Below are 17,317 nucleotides of genomic sequence, written 5' to 3'. Positions count from 1 at the left end.
AAACCACCATGGCCGAGAAGCAGACCTCGCTTCAGGACCTTTTCCTAAACTCGCTTCGGCGCTCCAAGGTGCCGGTGACGATGTTCCTCGTGAAGGGCGTCAAGCTCCAGGGGATCGTCACCTGGTTCGACAATTTCTCGGTGCTGCTCCGCCGCGACGGCCAGTCGCAGCTGATCTACAAGCACGCCATCTCGACGATCATGCCCGCCGGCCCGGTCGACCTCGGCGCACTTCTCGAAGCGGCGGGAGAATTCCAGCACAAGAACCCGGTCTTGCAGGAAATTTTCCTGAATGCCGTCCGGAAACAGCAGGAAAACGTCACGATGTTCCTGGTGAACGGCGTGATGCTCCAGGGCCAGATCGCCGCGTTCGACCTGTTCTGCATGCTGCTCCAGCGCGAAGGCATGGCGCAGCTCGTCTACAAGCATGCGGTGTCGACCATCCAGCCGGCACACCCGCTCAACCTCGCCGAGGAAACCACTGCCTCCGACGGCGATTGAACGGCCATGTCCACCGGTTTTGATCGTGACGCCGACGAATTCTCCCGCGGCGCGCGGGCGATCGTCGTCTATCCCGAGATGGGCGGCAGCTCACGCGACGCCGAGGCGCGTCTGGAGGAGACTGCCGGCCTCGCTGCGGCGATCGGCGTCGAAGTGCGCGAGAAGCTTTCGGTCAAGCTGCGCCAGCCCAAGCCGGGGACGCTGATCGGATCGGGGCAGGTTGATGCCATCGCAGAAACCGTTCGAGATCAGGAACTTCAGCTCGCCGTTTTCGATGCGGCCTTAACACCGGTGCAGCAGCGCAACCTCGAGACAGCGCTCGGCTGCAAGGTGATCGACCGCACCGGCCTGATCCTCGAGATATTCGGCGAGCGCGCACGCACCGCAGAGGGCCGGCTCCAGGTCGAACTCGCGCATCTCGACTATCAGGCAGGCCGGCTGGTGCGCAGCTGGACGCACCTCGAGCGCCAACGCGGCGGCTTCGGCTTCCTCGGCGGCCCGGGCGAGACCCAGATCGAAGCCGACAGGCGACTGATCCGCGACCGGATGGCGCGGCTGCGCAAGGAGCTCGACCAGGTCAGCCGCACCCGCACGCTCCACCGCGACCGCCGCCAGCGCGCACCTTGGCCTGTCATCGCCCTGGTTGGTTATACGAACGCCGGAAAATCTACTATTTTCAATCGCTTGACTGGTTCTGACGTCATGGCGGAGAATCTGCTCTTCGCCACGCTCGATCCGACGCTGCGCCAGATCTCGCTGCCGGGCATCGACAAGGCGATCCTGTCCGACACGGTGGGCTTCGTCTCCGAACTGCCGACCCAGCTGGTCGCGGCGTTCAAGGCGACGCTGGAGGAAGTGGTGTCGGCGGACCTGCTGATCCACGTCCGCGACATCGCGCATCCGGACAGCGAGGCGCAGCGCGCCGATGTCGAGAAGGTGCTCGGCGAGATCGGGGTGGCCGAGGCGACGCCGCGCTTCGAGGCGTGGAACAAGCTCGATTTGCTCGACGACGAGCATCGCGGGCAATTGCTCGAGGATGCCGGCAAGCGCGAGGACGTGATGCCGATCTCCGCAATGACCGGAGAAGGAGTCGACGCCCTGATCGAAACCGTCGCGGCGCGCCTGACCGAGGGGCATCGCCGCTACACGATAACGCTCGATCCGGCCGACGGGGCGGGGGCGGCGTGGCTCCACCAGCATGGCGAGGTGCTCGAACAGCGAGTCGAGGACCAGCAATCGGTCTACGAGGTGCGGATGGCGCCGCGGGACTATGAGCGGTTCGAGACGCGCCGCGCCTGACGCGGCCATCCCCAAATTGGTTTTGATGCCGGAACGTTTGTGCTAAATCCGGCGCGGGCGGGGGAATGTGGAGTGATGCCCATGAAGATCCTTCCCTTCCTTACGATCCTTTCGCTTGGCGCCACCGCCTTCGGCACTGCCACCGCCGCGCAGGCACAGCCGGGCTGGCGCACCGTCGGATACAAGACGGTGAGCCGCGGCAGCGATCGGGACACCATCATGCTCCGCGGCAACATGCGCGACCGCCAGATCCGCGTCTGTGCGCTCAATCGCCCGATCCACTTCACGCGCCTGACCGTGCGGTTCCAGAATGGCGGCGTCCAGGATCTCCCGGTGCGCCGGATCCTCAATGCCGGCACCTGCACCGTGCCGCAGACGCTCAACGGACGGCGCCGCAACATCGCTTCGATCAACATGGTCTATTCGCGTTTTGCGCCGGGTACGTTGCCGATAATCCGGGTTCAGGCGCGCTGAACCACGCAATTGTCGATTCCCGACTCTGCACGGCTGAACGCGGACAACGCGGAACATGAGAACGCGGTTTTGCGACGCAGGGCGGATTGAAGCGGTTTCCCAGCGGAAGTGGGAACAAAGTCCAGCCGAAGTTGACACAAGCGAGCGTGCGGGTTCCGCGTTCACGGAGACCGCACGCACATTGTCGTCCTGGCGAAAGCCGGGGTGACGGATGTCATGCTTCTGTCTGGTCGCCCGGGCATTCGCCGGGATGACGAGGGTTCACGAGTCAAAGAGCGGCGGCTTGCGGCCGGCGCCGGCCAGTCGAGCAGACGAAATCCTACATTGCAATCGGTGCGAAAGCCTTATCCGCGCTTGGCCTTGACCCACAGCGCTTCCTTGCCGTCGAGATCGAGCCCGGCGAACGCTTCGCCGGCCTCGGCCTCCATTGCCCTGAAGCGGCGCTCGAACTTGGCGTTGGCGCCGCGCAGCGCGGCTTCGGGGTCGACGCCTTGCTTGCGTGCCCAATTGACCATTGCGAACAGCAGGTCGCCAATCTCTTCCTCCCGCTCCTCGTGCGTCGCCGCGGCTTCGACTTCGGCGAGTTCCTCGTCGATCTTGGCGCGAGCCCCGGTGGCGTCGGGCCAGTCGAAGCCGGTGCGCGCGGCGCGCTTCTGGAGCTTCTCGGCGCGGAGCAAGGCGGGAAGGCCGAGCGCCACGCCCTCCAGGGCACTTACAGCCCGTGCGCTTTCGTGCCCTTTTGCGCTTCGTTCCGCCGCCTTGATCTGTTCCCACAGATGATGGCCACCCTCGGCCTGCCCGCGGAAGATGTGCGGATGGCGACGCTCCATCTTGTCGCTGATCGCGGTGATGACGTCTGCCAGCGCGAAATGGCCGGCTTCCTCCGCCATGCGGCTGTGGAACACGACCTGGAGGAGCAGATCGCCAAGCTCGTCCTTGAGCTCGGCCAGGTCGCCGCGCTCGATCGCGTCGGCGACCTCATAGGCTTCCTCGATCGTATAGGGCGCGATCGTTTCGAAGGTCTGGACCGTATCCCATTCGCAGCCGGTCTTCGGATCGCGCAGCCGCGCCATGATCGCGACGAGGCGCTCGATATTCGGAGAAGTCATGCGGCGGGGGCTCTCTCGGACTGAAACGGGTCGAATCCACTTTAGCAAGAATGACGGATCCGCGCAGATAAAAGCGCTGACAGAAGGTCGCGACCCGTTTCGAGCAGCGCCAGATTTCGGCGGATTTCAGAGCTGCAGGCCGATCCGGGGAGCGATCCAGGTCATGCCGGCATACAACATGATGGTCAGGCAACAGCCGGCGACCAGCGCAACCCAGAACCCGACGCCGTGCCGAAGCAGCGCCGGGATGACGAGGAACATCGGCAGCGACGGCAGCACGTACCAGAAAGTGGCGCCGGCGTGCAGCGCCATGTTCTCGGCGTCGGGCTTTTCGTGCCAGAGCCAGATCATGCCGAGCACCGACACCAGCGGCAGCGAAGCGATCAGCGCGCCGAAACCGGGGTAGCGCCTGGCCATTGTCGAGGCGGCGGCGATCAGGACACCCGAGATCAGCGCCTTCAAGATCAGATAGACCATGTGTTCGATCCTTCGGTCGTGCGGTCGCGGACGTCTGTCGCAGCGCAGGGGTTCGCAGCGCGCGAGCTGGTACAACGCCGGAACCAAGGGCAAGGTCAACAGCGTCGAGAAAGGGAGGCGCCCGCGGCGCTTGACACAGGACGAGTCGCAGGCTCACTTTGAACAGATGGGGAATGCGGTCTCCCCACGAGGCGTCAGCCGAAGCATCGCGTCCTGATTTCGATTTGAAGGGACGCATCATGCCTGTTCAGAATTCGATCGCCATCGACAAGCTCGTCCGTCTCGTCGGCACGGCGAACGCGCCCGCGATCGTCGACATCCGCCCGGACGAGAGCTTTGCGGCGGATCCCCGCTTCATTCCCGCAACGCTGCGCCGCCGGGCGAGCGAAATTGCCGGCTGGGCCGACCAATTCGCAGGTCGCAACGTGATCGTCGTCTGCGATGACGGTCTGTCCGCCAGCCAGGGCGCTGCCGCCTGGCTGCGGCATTCGGGGGTCTCCGCAGAGGCGCTCGAAGGCGGGTTTGCCGGGTGGCGGGGCGAGGGGCTTCCGCTCGTCCCCCAAGCGCCGCTCCCCGCCCGGAACGCCGACGGAAGGACCGTCTGGGTTACGCGGGCGCGTCCCAAGGTCGACCGCATCGCCTGCCCATGGCTGATCCGCCGCTTCGTCGACCCGCAGGCGGTGTTTCTCTACGTGCCGCCCTCCGACGTGCTCGACGTGGCCGCGCAGTTCGGCGGTGCGGCCTTCGATCTCGAAGGCGATGGCGTATTCTGGAGCCATCGCGGCGAGCGCTGCACCTTCGACCTGATGGTGGAGGCGTTCGGACTGGGCGGCATCGAACCGCTGGCCCATCTCGCCACGATCGTACGCGGCGCCGATACGGGGCGGCCGGAGATCGTCCCGGAGGCCGCGGGATTGCTGGCGGCGTCGCTCGGCCTGTCGCGAATCTACGCCGACGATCTCGAGCAGCTCGAGGCGGGCATGGTCCTGTACGATGCCTTTTACCGCTGGTGTCGCGATGCGCGCGGCGAGACGCACAACTGGACCTCGCACAAGCCGGCCAAGGTGCGGGCGTGACCGCAGCGACCATGGCCGCTGCCGTCCGCGCGAAGCCGCGCCCCGCCGCCGTATCGCTCGCCGAAGCCTTCTGGGTCTGGCTGCGGATCGCCGCTTTGTCCTTTGGCGGCCCCGCCGGCCAGATCGCGGTGATGCACCGCATCCTCGTCGAGGAAAAACGCTGGATCGGCGAGGAGCGGTTCCTGCACGCGCTGAACTATTGCATGCTGCTGCCCGGTCCAGAGGCGCAGCAACTCGCCACCTATATCGGCTGGCTGATGCACAAGACGCGCGGCGGCATCGTCGCCGGCGGGCTCTTCGTGCTTCCCGGCGTGGTTTCGATCATGGTCCTCAGCTGGATCTACGTGTTGTTCGGCGCACTGGGCTTCGTGTCGGCACTGTTCTTCGGGCTCAAGGCCGCGGTGCTCGCCATCGTGGTCCACGCCGTGGTGCGCCTGGGCAAGCGCGCGCTGAAGAACAATGTCATGCGGGGTCTCGCGGCTCTTGCCTTCGTGCTGATCTTCTTCCTCGGCGTGCCGTTCCCGATCATCGTGCTGGGTGCGGCGCTCATCGGCTATTTCGGCGGGCGGGCGGGAAGGGCGGAGTTCCGCGCCGGCGGCGGACATGGCGCGAGCGGCGGTGTCGTCGTCGCGGATTCCGAAACCCTGCTCGGCGAGGAGCTGCCGGCGCATGCCCGCCCGACGATGAGGCAATCGCTGCGCGTGGCGCTGATCTGGCTCGCTCTGTGGCTCGTCCCGGTGGCCGCGTTGCTCCTCGCGTTGGGGCCGGACAATGTGTTCAGCCAGATCGCGACCTTCTTCTCCAAGATGGCGATGGTGACCTTCGGCGGCGCCTATGCGGTGCTCGCTTATGTCGCGCAGGAAGCCGTGCAGTCCTATCATTGGCTCAGCCCCGAGGAGATGCTCGATGGCCTCGGCATGGCGGAAACCACGCCGGGGCCGCTGATCATGGTGCTCCAATATGTCGGGTTCCTCGGCGCCTATCGCGATCCAGGACTGCTTTCGCCGCTCGTGGCCGGCACGCTTGGGGGATTGCTCGCGACCTGGGTTACCTTCGTCCCGTGCTTCCTGTGGATCTTCCTCGGCGCGCCGTTCATCGAGCGGTTGCGCGGGAATGCGGCATTGGCCGGAGCGTTGTCGGCGATCACCGCGGCGGTGGTCGGCGTCGTGCTCAACCTAGCGATCTGGTTCGCGATCCACAGCATCTTCCGGGAGGTCATACCGTTCGCGGCGGGCCCGGTGCGTTTCGACATGCCGATCGTCGCGAGCGTGGACCTCTGGGCGCTGGCGCTCTCGGCAGCCGCGGCCATCGCGATCTTCCGCTTCAATGCCGGAGTGCTCGTCACTTTGGCGACGACTTCAGCCGTCGGCGTAGCCCTGCATCTCGCGGGGCTCATCGGCTGACAGACGCATCGACGGGATGGGAGGACAGAATGACGCAGATCGACCGACGGGGACTGATTGCGGTGGCGGCAGCCACGGGCGCGGCGAGCAGCCTGCCCAACATCGCCGCCGCTGCTCAGGCGTCCAGATCTGCGCCGCCTGCCAGGAGCTTCACCGCGCAGCCTTTGCCTTTCGCACCGGGGTCGATCGCCGGCTTGTCCGAAAAGCTCCTCGTGAGCCACCACGACAACAACTATGTCGGCGCGGTGAAGCGGCTGGGATCGATCGCGACGCAATTCGCCGCTCTCGATCCCGCGACGACTCCCGGTTTCACGATCAACGGATTGAAGCGCGAGGAACTGATCGCCTGGAATTCGATGATTCTTCACGAACTCTATTTCGCCAGCCTGGGCCAGCCGTCACCGCCGGGCGAGCCGCTCTCGACGCTGATCGAACAGAGCTTCGGCAGCTTTGACCGATGGGCGGCGGAGTTCGCCGGCATGGGAAAGGCGCTGGGCGGCGGATCGGGCTGGGTTCTGCTGGTCTGGAGCCATCGCGACAGGTGTCTCGTCAATCAATGGGCGGCGGATCATACGATGACACTTGCCGGTTCAACGCCCATATTGGCGCTCGACATGTACGAGCACGCATATGCGATCGATTATGGCGCCAAAGCGGGCGCTTATGTCGACGCATTCATGAAAGCCGTGAACTGGTCGTCGGCCGATCAGCGTGTGAGAAGAGCCATCGCGGCGTAAGTCGTGTTCGAACCGGGTGAGGAGTGGGCTCGCGCGGTGCGCCATTGATGAGAATATAAGAACGATAATATACATTATGTTAAATATAGACGAGGCTGCGGCTCAGGTTTCGTCATCCCCGCTCTGCCGCCTGCGCCGAGGCGCGGAATCCGCCGGCGCAGTCGTGGCGTCGCTGCCTTCGTCGCTCGCGCCGGCCTTGGGCTCGAGAATCAACGTCTTGTTCTCGACACGCCAGCTGTGCAGCCGCGACAGGAAGTTCATGCCCAGCACGTCGAGGTCCCCGAAATTCTCCGAGACCACCACGCCGAGATCCTCGGTTTCGAGCGGCCCGATCGCGAGCCGCTGGATATTGCCGCGGCGCGCGGCGACGCTGCCATTGGCGGTTTCGATGATCACCGGCAGGCCATTGCCCGCTTTGATGTCCGCCGCCGCCGCGGTGCGATCCGAGATCGCAGTGATCGTCGCGCCGCTATCGATCAGCATGCGCCGTTCGACTCCATTCAGCTCGACGCGTGCCCAGAAATGCCCATCGGGCGCCATGCGAATGCGCACGGTCTTGCCGTCGACCTGCTGATCGTCGATCCCGAGCTTGGCCGAAGCCGACGCGAACAGTGCGCCGAGTTCATGACGATGCGCCACCGCGAGTACGGTCAGCCCGATGATCAATGCCCAGCTGACCAGCGAGCGCACAACGAAGCCGAACGATAGTTTCCGCACCGAAAGCGCGCTGAGGACGAGCACGAGCACGCCCACCAGCCAGATCAGGTCCATCGTGTCCCAGGAGGAACTCACGCTTGTATCTCCAGCCCGTCATAGCCTGGCTCGATCCCTTCGGGCAGCTCGGCGGCAAGACCGACATAGTCCATCGAATGATCCATATGAACCAGCGCGGAGCGTTTCGGGCCCAACTCCCTTATCCATTCCAGCACCTCGGCGAGATGCGGGTGCGTCGGATGTGGCGCGCGGCGCAGCGCATCGACCACCCATACGTCCAGCCCGGTATAGAGCGCGCGCATTTCGCTCGTCATTTCATGGAAGTCTGTAGCATAACCTATTGATTTATCGTTATTATCGAACCGCAGGCCAGCCGAGGTGATGCCGCCGTGCGGCTGGTCCGTCACGGTGATCCGGATGTCGCCGATCGTGAACGCGTCGGGCAGCAGCGCGATATCGACAGTCGGGCGATAAAGCGCCCGGCCGAAAAAGGCATAATGGAACCTGGTCTGGAGCTGCTCGAGCGTGAAGGGCCGCGCGAAGCCGCGCACCGGTTCGCCCCCCCGGGCATGCATGAGCTGACGCAAATCGTCGATGCCATGGGCGTGATCGGCATGATCGTGCGTCCAGATCACGGCGTCGACATCGGAGATATCGGCAGCGAGGAGCTGCGCGCGCATATCCGGGCTGGTGTCGACGAGGATCGTGGTGGTTTCGGTGGTGACGAGCACCGAGGCGCGGGTGCGGCGGTTACGCGGGTCGTGGGGGTCGCATGCCCCCCAATCGTTGCCGATCCGCGGCACGCCGGAGGAAGTGCCCGAGCCGAGGATGCGGATCTTCATTCTTGGCTCACACGAAGACGCAAAGGCGCAAAGAAGAAGGGGTTCACGCGGAGGCGCGGAGGCGCGGAGCTTGTAGACTGCTGCGCTAGCGGCGTTCGCTCAAGGCTTTCAGAATGTCCCGCCGCCGACGCGGCGCCCCTTCTCGCGCAGCGCAGCCCTATCTCCGCGCCCCCGCGCCTCCGCGTGACCCCCTTTCTACTCTCTTCGTGCCTTCGTGCCTTCGTGTGAGCCCATGCTGGGCCCCGGCGTCTGCCGGGGTGACAGTTGGGGGTTTGGAGGGCCTTGGGACTCACGCCAGCGTCTTGGCGAAGAGCTTGTGGAAGTTCTGGCGAGTGGCTTCCGCCAGCGCCTCGGGGTCTTCGCCGCGTAGCTGGGCGAGGAAGCGGCACGTGTCGGCCACGAAGGCGGGCTCACCCGTCTTGCCGCGATGGGGAACCGGAGCGAGGAACGGCGCGTCGGTCTCGATCAGCAGGCGGTCCAGCGGGAGGCGGGCGGCGGTTTCCTGCAGGTCGCGCGCATTCTTGAAGGTCACGATCCCCGAGATCGAGACGTAGAGCCCGAGCTCCAGCGCGATATCGGCGAATTCGCCGCTCGCGGTGAAGCAGTGGATCACACCGGGGAAGGCGCCCTTCCCCATCTCGTCGCGCAGGATTTCGGCGGTGTCTGCCTCGGCATCGCGGGTATGGACGATGATCGGAAGGCCGGTCTCGCGCGAAGCGGCGAGATGCGCGCGGAAGCTGTGGCGCTGGCGGTCACGGTCCGAATGGTCGTAATAATAATCGAGGCCGCTCTCGCCAATGCCGACGACGCGCGGGTGCCGGGCGCGCTCGACCAGTTTGGCGGTGTCGACATCCGGGTGTTGGTCGGCTTCGTGCGGGTGGATGCCGACGCTGGCCCAGACGTCCGCCTCGCGCTCGGCCACGGCGATGACGTCATCCCACTCGTTCTCGCGTGTCGAGATGTTGAGCATCGCCACCACGCCGGCGTCGCGGGCGCGCGCCAGCACTTCGGGCTGTTGCTCGCCGAGGCCCTTGTAGATCAGGTGGCAATGGCTGTCGGCCAGTCTCACGCGTCGCTCGCCTGCAATTCCAGTCGCGGGAAGATGGGGCTTGGCGCGGCGATGCGGAAGTCCTCGTCGTCGGCCGAGGGGAGCTGGATCAGCATCTTCCCCGCCGAGGTCGGGATCACCGGCAGGATCGTGGTCGCGAGGTGGCGGATCGCACGGAGCAAGGTGCGGAGCACCGCATTCATCCGCTCGGGATCGGTCTTCCGCAGCGCCCAGGGGGCCTGTGCATCGATATATTGGTTGCAGGCGAACACGCCGGTCATCCACGCCTCCACGCCCTGGCTGAGCGCGAGATCGTCGAACGCAGTGCGGAAAGCGGCGCAGGCGACGTCGACTTCGGCGAGAAGGACGGCGTCGGCCTCCTCCGCTTTGCCCTCGGGCACATGGCCCTCGCAATTCTTGGCAATGAAGGCGAGCACGCGCTGGGCCAGATTGCCGAAGCTATTGGCGAGATCGGCGTTCGCCCGCGTGACGATCGCCTCGTCGCTGAACGTGCCGTCATTGCCGAAGCTGACGTCACGCAGCAGGAAATAGCGCAGGGCGTCGACGCCGTAGAGCGTGGCGAGTTCCATCGGATCGACGACGTTGCCGACCGACTTGGACATCTTTTCCCCGCGGTTGAGCAGGAAACCGTGGCCGAACACCTGTTTCGGGAGCGGCAGATTGGCCGACATCAGGAAAGCGGGCCAATAGACCGCGTGGAAGCGGACGATGTCCTTGCCGATCAGGTGGATATCGGCGGGCCAGAATTTCTCGAAGCGCGGCACGTCGTGCGGATAGCCGGCGCCGGTGATGTAGTTGGTCAACGCATCGACCCAGACGTACATCACGTGATCGGGCGATCCGGGCACCGGCACGCCCCAATCGAAGCTGGTGCGGCTGACCGAGAGATCGACCAGCCCGCCCTCGACGAAGCGCAGGATCTCGTTGCGGCGCGATTCCGGGCGGATGAAATCGGGGTTGGCCGCGTAGAGGTCGAGCAAGGGTTGCTGGTATTTCGAGAGCTTGAAGAACCAGGTTTCCTCGGCGGTCCATTCGACCGGGGTGCCCTGCGGCGAGAGCTTCACGCCCCCTTCCCCTTCGGTCAGTTCCTTCTCTTCGTAGAACGCCTCGTCGCGAACCGAATACCAGCCCTCGTAGCGATCGAGATACAAGTCGCCGGCGTCCGCCATCGCCTGCCAGATCGCCTGGCTCGCGGCATAATGCTCGGGCTCGGAAGTACGGATGAAACGATCGTACGAAATATCGAGAACGTCTGCCATTTCACGGAAATAGCTGGACATTTCATCCGCCAGCTCGCGGGCTTCGATGCCGCGGTCGCGCGCGGTCTTGACCATTTTGAGGCCGTGCTCGTCGGTGCCGGTCTGGAAGAAGACGTCGCGGCCGTGCTGGCGCTGATAGCGCGCGATCGCGTCGGCGGCGATCATCTCATAGGCATGGCCGATATGCGGACGGCCATTAGGATAGTGGATTGCTGTCGAGATGTAGAAGGGATCGGCCATGCGCGGGCTTTAGGAGCGGCAGCGGATGGGGGCAACCTCCCCTGCCGTGCAGCTAATCCCCGCACAGCCGCCGCCCGGCAGCATCGCGCATCGCGGCGGCTTCGGCAGCGGATTCGCTCAGCCGCGTGGCTTCGAGCCCGGTGAACGACGCGCGGCGCGCGCAGAGCTTCTTGCATGCGTCTGGGAGCGCGCCCGGGAATTTGATTCGGTCGCCGTCATAATGCGCGTCGAAATTGCACCCGTCCTTGCCGAGTTCGATCCGCAACGTCTCGCCGCTTCGCTCGACAGTGCCTGCGCCGCTGCAAGTGATGCGATCGCCATAATCGACATAAGCGCCGATACGGTAGGCCGAGCCGGAGCGGACGACGCAGATCCGATCGGTGTCGCGGGCGTAGAGGCCGGTGAGGTCGCTGTCGTCGGGATCGCGGACAAGACCCCGCTCGATCGCCGCGGTCTCGAGGTCCTGCGGTTGCTGGGAATTGCCCCCTTTTCCACCCGAGCAGGCGGCCAGGGCCAGCAGGAGCAGCGCTAGCGCCGCCCTCATGCGTCGCGCACCAGCCTGCCGTCCTCGATGCGGCGGAAGAAGCAGCTGCGCTCACCGGTATGGCAAGCAGGGCCGGCGGCCTCGACCTTGAGCCACAAAGCGTCCTGGTCGCAATCGATCCGCGCTTCGACCACGCGCAGGACATGGCCCGAGGTTTCGCCCTTCTTCCAGAGGCGGCCGCGGCTGCGCGACCAGAAATGCGCCTCGCCGGTCGCGAGGGTCGCCGCGAGCGCCTCCGCGTTCATGTGCGCGAGCATGAGCAATTCGCCGGTCGCAGCGTCGGTCGCGACCGCGGTGATCAGGCCGGCGGAATCATATTTGGGGTCGAGCGTCAGGCCCGTGTCGCGTTGATCGGTCACGCACGAGGTGTAGCGCCTGCCCTCCCCTTCGTCACCCCGGCCTTGTGCCAGGGTCCACGCAACCACGCCGGGTGCCATAGAGGCTCAAGGTCACCGCCCGCCTCCCGGTGGACCCCGGCCCAAGGCCGGGGTGACGGTTGAAGCTCGGGGCTGCGGCCCGCCTCACGGAAGGTCAATGCCCGCGTATCGCGCCGATCAGCTCGTCCTTGTCCATCTTCGAGCGGCCCTCGATGCCGATCTCCTTCGCCTCGTCGTAAAGCTCGTCCTTGCTGCGGTTCTCGAGATGGGTGCCGCCCTTGTCGAGCGTGCCCGCCTCTTCCGCGTTGGCGATTCGCGCCGCCTTTTCCTTCGAGGCGCCGTCGTCGCGCAGCTTCTCGTAGAGTTCGTCGTTCTTGATCTGCGATCCGTGATCCTTTGGCATGGGAAGCTCCTTTCGCCTTGAAAAACCGGCGAAACAGCCCCGCGGTTCATTTCCTTGTGACAAACCGGCGACAAATCGCGGCGAAGTGCCTATATGGGGGCCAAGAGTTCCCAACCCCCTTGAGGGCTGATGCTTACCACACACCCGTTCGATGACGACAAGCTGCGCGAAGAGTGCGGCATTTTCGGTGTTTCCAACTCCGAGGGCGCCGCCGCGCTCGTGGCGTTGGGGCTCCACGCGCTCCAGCACCGCGGCCAGGAGGCGGCCGGCATCACCAGCTGGGACGGCCACCAGTTCCACACCCATCGCGCGATGGGTCATGTCGCGGGCAATTTCGACCGCGACGACGTGATTCGCAGCCTTTCCGGCAATACCGCGGCGGGCCATGTCCGTTATGCCACCACCGGCGACACTGCGATCCGCAACGTCCAGCCGCTCTACGCCGAGCTGGCGAGCGGCGGCTTCGCGGTGGCGCATAACGGCAATATCTCGAACGCGATGCGACTGCGGCGCGATCTCGTCCGGCGCGGCGCGATCTTCCAGTCGACCAGCGATACCGAGGTGATCATCCACCTCGTCGCCACGTCGCAATATCGCACGCTGATCGATCGGTTCATCGATGCGCTCAAGCAGGTCGAAGGCGCTTATTCGCTGATCGTGATGACTCCGGAGGGCATGATCGCCTGTCGCGACCCGCTCGGCATCCGCCCGCTCGTGATGGGCAAGCTCGACGATTCGATCATCTTCGCCTCGGAGACGGTGGCGCTCGACGTGGTCGGCGCCGAATATGTCCGCGACGTCGAGCCAGGCGAGCTGGTGATCGTCAAGGGCAGCGAGATCAGCTCGCACAAGCCTTTCCCGCCGGTGGCATCACGGCCCTGCATCTTCGAATATGTCTATTTCTCACGCCCCGATTCGATCAGCGACAATCGCTCGGTCTATTCGGTGCGCAAGGCGATCGGCGCGCAGCTGGCGATCGAGTCGCCGGTCGAGGCGGATCTCATCGTCCCCGTTCCCGATTCGGGCGTGCCCGCGGCGATCGGCTATGCCCAGCAGAGCGGCATTCCGTTCGAGCTCGGCATCATCCGCTCGCATTATGTCGGCCGCACCTTCATCCAGCCGGGCGACAAGGTCCGCCACCTTGGCGTCAAGCTCAAGCACAATGCCAATCGCGAGCTGATCAAGGGCAAGCGCGTCGTGCTGGTCGACGATTCGATCGTCCGCGGCACCACGTCCCTGAAGATCGTCCAGATGATGCACGAAGCGGGCGCCGCCGAAGTGCACATGCGGATCGCCTCGCCGCCGACGCGGCATTCGTGCTTCTACGGCGTCGACACGCCCGAACGCGCCAAGCTGCTCGCAGCCAAGCTCGACGTGGGCGGGATGACCGATTTCATCCATGCCGACAGCCTCGCCTTCATCTCGATCGACGGGCTGTACAAGGCGCTGGGCGAGGCGCACCGCGCCGATATCCACCCCAAATATTGCGACGCGTGCTTCACCGGCGAATATCCGACCACGCTCACCGACCAGGACGAGCTCCAGCCGGTTGACCAGTTCGCGCTTCTGGAGGAACGGGTCGGCTGACCTGATTCACCCGGAGTTCGAATGACCGACAAGCCCCTCGCCGACCAAGTCGCGCTCGTCACCGGCGCAAGCCGCGGCATCGGTGCCGCAACAGCGCTTGCTCTGGGCAAGGCCGGTGCGCACGTCGTGCTGACCGCGCGCACCGCCGGCGGACTCGAGGAAGTCGAGGAGGCGATCTACACAGCGGGCGGCTCGGCGACGATCGCGCCGATGGACCTGACCGAGAATGAGAGCGTCGCGCGGCTCGCCGCTGCCGTGTCCGAGCGCTGGAAGGCACTCGACCTGCTCGTGCTCAACGCCGCGTCGCTGGGGAGCCTCAGCGCCGTCCCCGCGATCGACTTCAAGGAATTCGCCAAAGTGCTGACGCTCAACGTCACTGCGCAGGCGGCGATGCTCGCGGCGTTCGATCCGCTGCTGAAGGCAGCGAAGCGGGCGCGCGTGCTGGGTGTGACGTCAAGTGTCGGACGGACGCCGCGTGCCTATTGGGGCACCTATGGCGCCTCCAAGGCGGCGTTCGAGAATCTGCTGCTCAGCTATGGCGAGGAAGTCCGCCATATCAGCGGCGTGCGCGTTGGTGTGGTCGATCCCGGCGCGACCCGGACCAAGATGCGCGCCCGCGCCTTTCCGGGCGAGGACGCGACGACGGTGAAGCCGCCCGAAATGGTGGCGGAGCGGATCGTGGCGCTGGCGGTTGCCGGGTTCGAGACCGGGCATTTCGAGCGGGTGGAGTAGAACCGCAAAGGACAGACGGGCGACGTATCGCTCCCCTCCCGCTTGCGGGAGGGGGACATGAGGGCTGGTTATTTGGCCGTCGCCGCGAAAAGCTTGTCGAGGAACGCCGTTCTCGCCAGCCCGTAGTCGCGGTCGCTAGCTTTGTCCGCCGCCGCCGACACTGCGATCACCGTCTTGGTCTTCGGATCCACCCGGATCGTCTGGCCGAAAATGCCCTGCGCGCCGAAGCGGCCTTGCGGATAGGTCCACCATTGATAGCCATAGCCGCGGCCCGGCACGCCGATATCGGCATGCGGGCGCGTGGAGTCGGCGAACCAGTTGGCGGGCACTACGCCCTTGCCGCCTTCCAGCGCGAGTTGCCCCATCCGGGCATAGTCACGCAGCGACACCGACAGGCAGCAGCCGCTGACCTCATGCCCCGACGGGTCGACCATCCAGAAGGCGTCCTGCTCCATCCCGTACGGCCGCCAGACCTTCTCGCTGAGATAGTCGGCGAGCGGCTTCTTCGTCGCGCGCATCACCAGCACGCCGATCAGATTGGTTTCGCCGGTCTTGTAGACCCATTTCGATCCCGGCGCGGTCTCGCGCGGGAGCTTCTTCATGTAATAGACCGTGGGGTCCTCGCCCGCCGGCACCGCCTCGAGGAACATCCGAGCGACGTCCGACTTCGCGTCGGTATAATCCTCGTTCCACTTCACGCCCGACGTCATGGTGAGCAATTGCGCGATGGTGACGCCATCATAGCCGCTGCCGGCGAGCTCGGGGATGTACTTCGTCACCGGTTCGTCGACCGATTTGATGTAGCCGTCCTTGATCGCCGCGCCGACCAGCGTCGAGGTGAACGACTTGGCGACCGAGAAGCTGGTCCAGCGCCCTTCCCTGCCATAGCCGCGCGCATAGCGTTCGAGCCGGATCTTGCCGTCCTGCAGGACGATCAGCCCCGAAATGTTCTGGCTGGCGATGAAGGCGTCCAGCTCGGCGTCGGACATTCCGAGCGGCTTGCCCGCGGGGAGCGCACGGACCTTGCCGCCGGCCTTGACGACATGGCCGGGGAAGATCTTCTCCATGTGGGGGAAATTAGCGTCACGCTGGGCCTGGCTCCAGAACAGCACTTCGGCACCGATCTTGCGGAGACTATTGGTGTCCTGAGCGCTCTGCCCCGTCGCGGCACCCGCCATCGTTGCGAGCGCGAGCGCACCCGCCAGCATCCAGATCTTCATCACCCCTCCTTGACCAGCGTCGCCTGGACGACGTCTATGCCGCCGCCGCGAAATCCGCCTTCGCAATACATCAGGTAATAGCGCCACAGAGCGACGAAGCGCGCATCGAATTGCGCGGGCAGTTGGCCGGCGCTTGCCGCTGCCTCGAAATTCTCGCGCCAGCGCTTGAGCGTCTCGGCATAATCGAGCCCGAAATGGAACTGATCGCGCCAGTCGAGGCCGTTGTTGGCGGCAAGACGCCGAAACTCGCTCTCGCGGATCAGCAATCCGCCGGGGAAGATGTAACGCTGGATGAAGTCGACATTGCCGGCATAATCCTCGAACAGCGCGTCGTCGAAAGTGATGATTTGCAATGCCGCCCGTCCGCCGGGCTTCAGCGCGCGCGCGATCGCGGCGAGATAGGCCGGCCAATATTGGCGCCCTACCGCCTCGGCCATCTCGATGCTGACCACCGCGTCGTAATGGCCGGTGACGTCGCGATAGTCGGTCAGCGCGAAGCTGGCGCCGTCCATGCCCGCGGTGCGCGCCTCGGCCCAGGCCTTTTGCTCGGTCGACAGCGTGATGCCGTGCACGCGCCGCCCGGCTTTCACTGCCAGCTCGACGAACGAACCCCAGCCGCAGCCGATCTCGAGGATCGCATTGCCGGGCACCGTGGCGGTGCGATCGAGCATCGCCTGGAGCTTGGCCCGTTGCGCTTCGGCGAGCGTGCTTCCGGCCGTGGCGAACAGCGCGCTCGAATAGGTCATTCCCGCGTCTAGCCAGGGGCGGTAGAAGTCGTTGCCGAGATCATAATGGAACTGGATGTTCCGCCGCGAGCCGCCCCGATGATTGCGCCGCAGCCAGTGCCATAGGCGTTTGGCGAGCCGCCAGGGTCCGGTGGCCCGTGCCGGCCGCGCCAGTCCGGCGCGATTGCGGCTGAACAGGGCGAAGAGCTGCACCGGATCGGGGCTGGCCCACTCCCCGGCCGCCCACGCCTCGTACCAGCCGATCGACCCGCTCAACGCGAGCCGCAGCAGCGCGCGCCAGCTGCGCAGATCGACCACCGCAGCGGGACCGTCCACCCGCCCGCCGAGCAGCCGCGCGCGGCCATTGGGCAGCAGCAGCTCGAGGCTGCCCTCGGCTATGCCGCGATCGAGCCGGTCGAGCTGGCGATGGAAAATGCGCGCAAGCAACGCCAGCGGGCCGCCCCCGCGTGTCGCTCGCTCAGCGCGCCCCCGTTCCCGCGTCGTCGCGTTCATTGCGTCCTAAATGCATG

Annotated in this window: 19 protein-coding genes; 8 read left to right on the top strand and 11 right to left on the bottom strand. The window is 65.5% G+C overall.

From position 1 onward, the window contains the following. Positions 1-8: 8 nt before the first annotated feature. The 3 genes from hfq to BR78_RS0100845 all read left to right on the top strand — a co-directional run bounded on the left by hfq (position 9) and on the right by BR78_RS0100845 (position 2,273). Positions 9-500, top strand: a complete 492-nt coding sequence (gene hfq / locus BR78_RS0100855) for an RNA chaperone Hfq (protein ID WP_029934303.1) — start codon at positions 9-11, stop codon at positions 498-500. Positions 501-506: 6 nt separating this feature from the next. After that, positions 507-1,799: a GTPase HflX gene (gene hflX / locus BR78_RS0100850; RefSeq protein WP_029934289.1), complete on the top strand. Its 1,293-nt coding sequence runs from the start codon at positions 507-509 to the stop codon at positions 1,797-1,799. A gap of 81 nt (positions 1,800-1,880) precedes the next feature. Beyond that, the gene (locus BR78_RS0100845; protein ID WP_029934288.1) at positions 1,881-2,273 is read left to right on the top strand and encodes a hypothetical protein; all 393 of its coding nucleotides are present in this window, start codon (positions 1,881-1,883) and stop codon (positions 2,271-2,273) included. A gap of 344 nt (positions 2,274-2,617) precedes the next feature. On the opposite strand, the gene mazG is transcribed toward BR78_RS0100845, so the two are convergent. Both mazG and BR78_RS0100835 read right to left on the bottom strand, forming a co-directional pair. Beyond that, positions 2,618-3,382, bottom strand: coding sequence for a nucleoside triphosphate pyrophosphohydrolase (mazG, locus tag BR78_RS0100840; RefSeq protein ID WP_029934287.1), 765 nt, complete (start codon positions 3,380-3,382; stop codon positions 2,618-2,620). Between the two features lie 126 nt (positions 3,383-3,508). Further along, positions 3,509-3,859: a DUF3147 family protein gene (locus tag BR78_RS0100835; protein WP_029934286.1), complete on the bottom strand. Its 351-nt coding sequence runs from the start codon at positions 3,857-3,859 to the stop codon at positions 3,509-3,511. A 239-nt stretch (positions 3,860-4,098) separates the two neighbouring features. Here BR78_RS0100835 and BR78_RS0100830 point away from each other — a divergent pair, with 239 nt between their 5' ends. The 3 genes from BR78_RS0100830 to BR78_RS0100820 are packed head-to-tail and all read left to right on the top strand — an operon-like array spanning position 4,099 to position 7,075. Next, on the top strand, positions 4,099-4,935 hold the full coding sequence (locus BR78_RS0100830; protein WP_029934285.1) for a chromate resistance protein ChrB domain-containing protein: 837 nt from the start codon (positions 4,099-4,101) through the stop codon (positions 4,933-4,935). Between the two features lie 11 nt (positions 4,936-4,946). Further along, a complete protein-coding gene (gene chrA / locus BR78_RS0100825) occupies positions 4,947-6,338 on the top strand; it encodes a chromate efflux transporter (RefSeq protein ID WP_029934273.1) in 1,392 nt (463 codons plus the stop codon). 29 nt (positions 6,339-6,367) lie between these two features. Then, entirely contained in the window at positions 6,368-7,075 is a 708-nt protein-coding gene (locus tag BR78_RS0100820) for a superoxide dismutase (protein ID WP_081855558.1), read from the top strand. 102 nt (positions 7,076-7,177) lie between these two features. On the opposite strand, the gene BR78_RS0100815 is transcribed toward BR78_RS0100820, so the two are convergent. The 7 genes from BR78_RS0100815 to BR78_RS0100785 form a co-directional block, all read right to left on the bottom strand. Beyond that, positions 7,178-7,867, bottom strand: a complete 690-nt coding sequence (locus BR78_RS0100815) for a retropepsin-like aspartic protease family protein (RefSeq protein WP_231478065.1) — start codon at positions 7,865-7,867, stop codon at positions 7,178-7,180. After that, on the bottom strand, positions 7,864-8,631 hold the full coding sequence (locus tag BR78_RS0100810; protein ID WP_029934267.1) for an MBL fold metallo-hydrolase: 768 nt from the start codon (positions 8,629-8,631) through the stop codon (positions 7,864-7,866). The genes BR78_RS0100815 and BR78_RS0100810 overlap by 4 nt, the downstream gene beginning before the upstream one ends. Before the next feature lie 289 nt (positions 8,632-8,920). Continuing rightward, positions 8,921-9,700, bottom strand: a complete 780-nt coding sequence (locus BR78_RS0100805) for a TatD family hydrolase (RefSeq protein WP_029934266.1) — start codon at positions 9,698-9,700, stop codon at positions 8,921-8,923. Next, the gene (metG, locus tag BR78_RS0100800; RefSeq protein WP_029934264.1) at positions 9,697-11,199 is read right to left on the bottom strand and encodes a methionine--tRNA ligase; all 1,503 of its coding nucleotides are present in this window, start codon (positions 11,197-11,199) and stop codon (positions 9,697-9,699) included. Before metG ends, BR78_RS0100805 begins: the two co-directional genes overlap by 4 nt. 52 nt (positions 11,200-11,251) lie before the next feature. Further along, positions 11,252-11,743: a hypothetical protein gene (locus BR78_RS0100795; RefSeq protein WP_029934262.1), complete on the bottom strand. Its 492-nt coding sequence runs from the start codon at positions 11,741-11,743 to the stop codon at positions 11,252-11,254. After that, positions 11,740-12,102 (bottom strand): phosphoribosyl-AMP cyclohydrolase, encoded by a 363-nt coding sequence (gene hisI, locus BR78_RS0100790; protein WP_029724645.1) that lies wholly within the window; start codon positions 12,100-12,102, stop codon positions 11,740-11,742. The genes BR78_RS0100795 and hisI overlap by 4 nt, the downstream gene beginning before the upstream one ends. 172 nt (positions 12,103-12,274) lie before the next feature. Next, positions 12,275-12,523 carry a DUF7218 family protein gene (locus BR78_RS0100785; RefSeq protein ID WP_029934260.1) on the bottom strand — a complete coding sequence of 83 codons (249 nt, stop codon included), beginning with the start codon at positions 12,521-12,523 and terminating at the stop codon, positions 12,275-12,277. Between the two features lie 129 nt (positions 12,524-12,652). Here BR78_RS0100785 and purF point away from each other — a divergent pair, with 129 nt between their 5' ends. Both purF and BR78_RS0100775 read left to right on the top strand, forming a co-directional pair. After that, positions 12,653-14,110, top strand: a complete 1,458-nt coding sequence (gene purF, locus BR78_RS0100780) for an amidophosphoribosyltransferase (protein ID WP_029724647.1) — start codon at positions 12,653-12,655, stop codon at positions 14,108-14,110. A 21-nt stretch (positions 14,111-14,131) separates the two neighbouring features. Continuing rightward, a complete protein-coding gene (locus tag BR78_RS0100775) occupies positions 14,132-14,842 on the top strand; it encodes an SDR family NAD(P)-dependent oxidoreductase (RefSeq protein WP_025561279.1) in 711 nt (236 codons plus the stop codon). A gap of 68 nt (positions 14,843-14,910) precedes the next feature. On the opposite strand, the gene BR78_RS0100770 is transcribed toward BR78_RS0100775, so the two are convergent. Together BR78_RS0100770 and BR78_RS0100765 are read right to left on the bottom strand one after the other, a co-directional pair. Further along, positions 14,911-16,062, bottom strand: a complete 1,152-nt coding sequence (locus BR78_RS0100770; RefSeq protein WP_231478064.1) for a serine hydrolase domain-containing protein — start codon at positions 16,060-16,062, stop codon at positions 14,911-14,913. Next, positions 16,062-17,300, bottom strand: a complete 1,239-nt coding sequence (locus BR78_RS0100765; RefSeq protein ID WP_029934255.1) for an SAM-dependent methyltransferase — start codon at positions 17,298-17,300, stop codon at positions 16,062-16,064. Before BR78_RS0100765 ends, BR78_RS0100770 begins: the two co-directional genes overlap by 1 nt. Positions 17,301-17,317 lie beyond the last annotated feature (17 nt).

It is taken from the genome of Sphingomonas sp. UNC305MFCol5.2 (assembly GCF_000712135.1).
In the GTDB taxonomy this organism is placed as follows: domain Bacteria; phylum Pseudomonadota; class Alphaproteobacteria; order Sphingomonadales; family Sphingomonadaceae; genus Sphingomonas.
The sequence above is the reverse complement of the archived record's forward strand: the minus strand, read 5'-3'. Positions and strand labels throughout refer to the sequence as shown.

Coding starts and splice junctions, on each gene's coding strand:
- hfq (WP_029934303.1), top strand. CDS start 9: ATGGCCGAGAAGCAGACCTCGCTTCAGGACCTTTTCCTAAACTCGCTT.
- hflX (WP_029934289.1), top strand. CDS start 507: ATGTCCACCGGTTTTGATCGTGACGCCGACGAATTCTCCCGCGGCGCG.
- BR78_RS0100845 (WP_029934288.1), top strand. CDS start 1,881: ATGAAGATCCTTCCCTTCCTTACGATCCTTTCGCTTGGCGCCACCGCC.
- mazG (WP_029934287.1), bottom strand. CDS start 3,382: ATGACTTCTCCGAATATCGAGCGCCTCGTCGCGATCATGGCGCGGCTG.
- BR78_RS0100835 (WP_029934286.1), bottom strand. CDS start 3,859: ATGGTCTATCTGATCTTGAAGGCGCTGATCTCGGGTGTCCTGATCGCC.
- BR78_RS0100830 (WP_029934285.1), top strand. CDS start 4,099: ATGCCTGTTCAGAATTCGATCGCCATCGACAAGCTCGTCCGTCTCGTC.
- chrA (WP_029934273.1), top strand. CDS start 4,947: ATGGCCGCTGCCGTCCGCGCGAAGCCGCGCCCCGCCGCCGTATCGCTC.
- BR78_RS0100820 (WP_081855558.1), top strand. CDS start 6,368: ATGACGCAGATCGACCGACGGGGACTGATTGCGGTGGCGGCAGCCACG.
- BR78_RS0100810 (WP_029934267.1), bottom strand. CDS start 8,631: ATGAAGATCCGCATCCTCGGCTCGGGCACTTCCTCCGGCGTGCCGCGG.
- metG (WP_029934264.1), bottom strand. CDS start 11,199: ATGGCCGATCCCTTCTACATCTCGACAGCAATCCACTATCCTAATGGC.
- BR78_RS0100795 (WP_029934262.1), bottom strand. CDS start 11,743: ATGAGGGCGGCGCTAGCGCTGCTCCTGCTGGCCCTGGCCGCCTGCTCG.
- BR78_RS0100785 (WP_029934260.1), bottom strand. CDS start 12,523: ATGCCAAAGGATCACGGATCGCAGATCAAGAACGACGAACTCTACGAG.
- purF (WP_029724647.1), top strand. CDS start 12,653: ATGCTTACCACACACCCGTTCGATGACGACAAGCTGCGCGAAGAGTGC.
- BR78_RS0100775 (WP_025561279.1), top strand. CDS start 14,132: ATGACCGACAAGCCCCTCGCCGACCAAGTCGCGCTCGTCACCGGCGCA.
- BR78_RS0100770 (WP_231478064.1), bottom strand. CDS start 16,062: ATGAAGATCTGGATGCTGGCGGGTGCGCTCGCGCTCGCAACGATGGCG.
- BR78_RS0100765 (WP_029934255.1), bottom strand. CDS start 17,300: ATGAACGCGACGACGCGGGAACGGGGGCGCGCTGAGCGAGCGACACGC.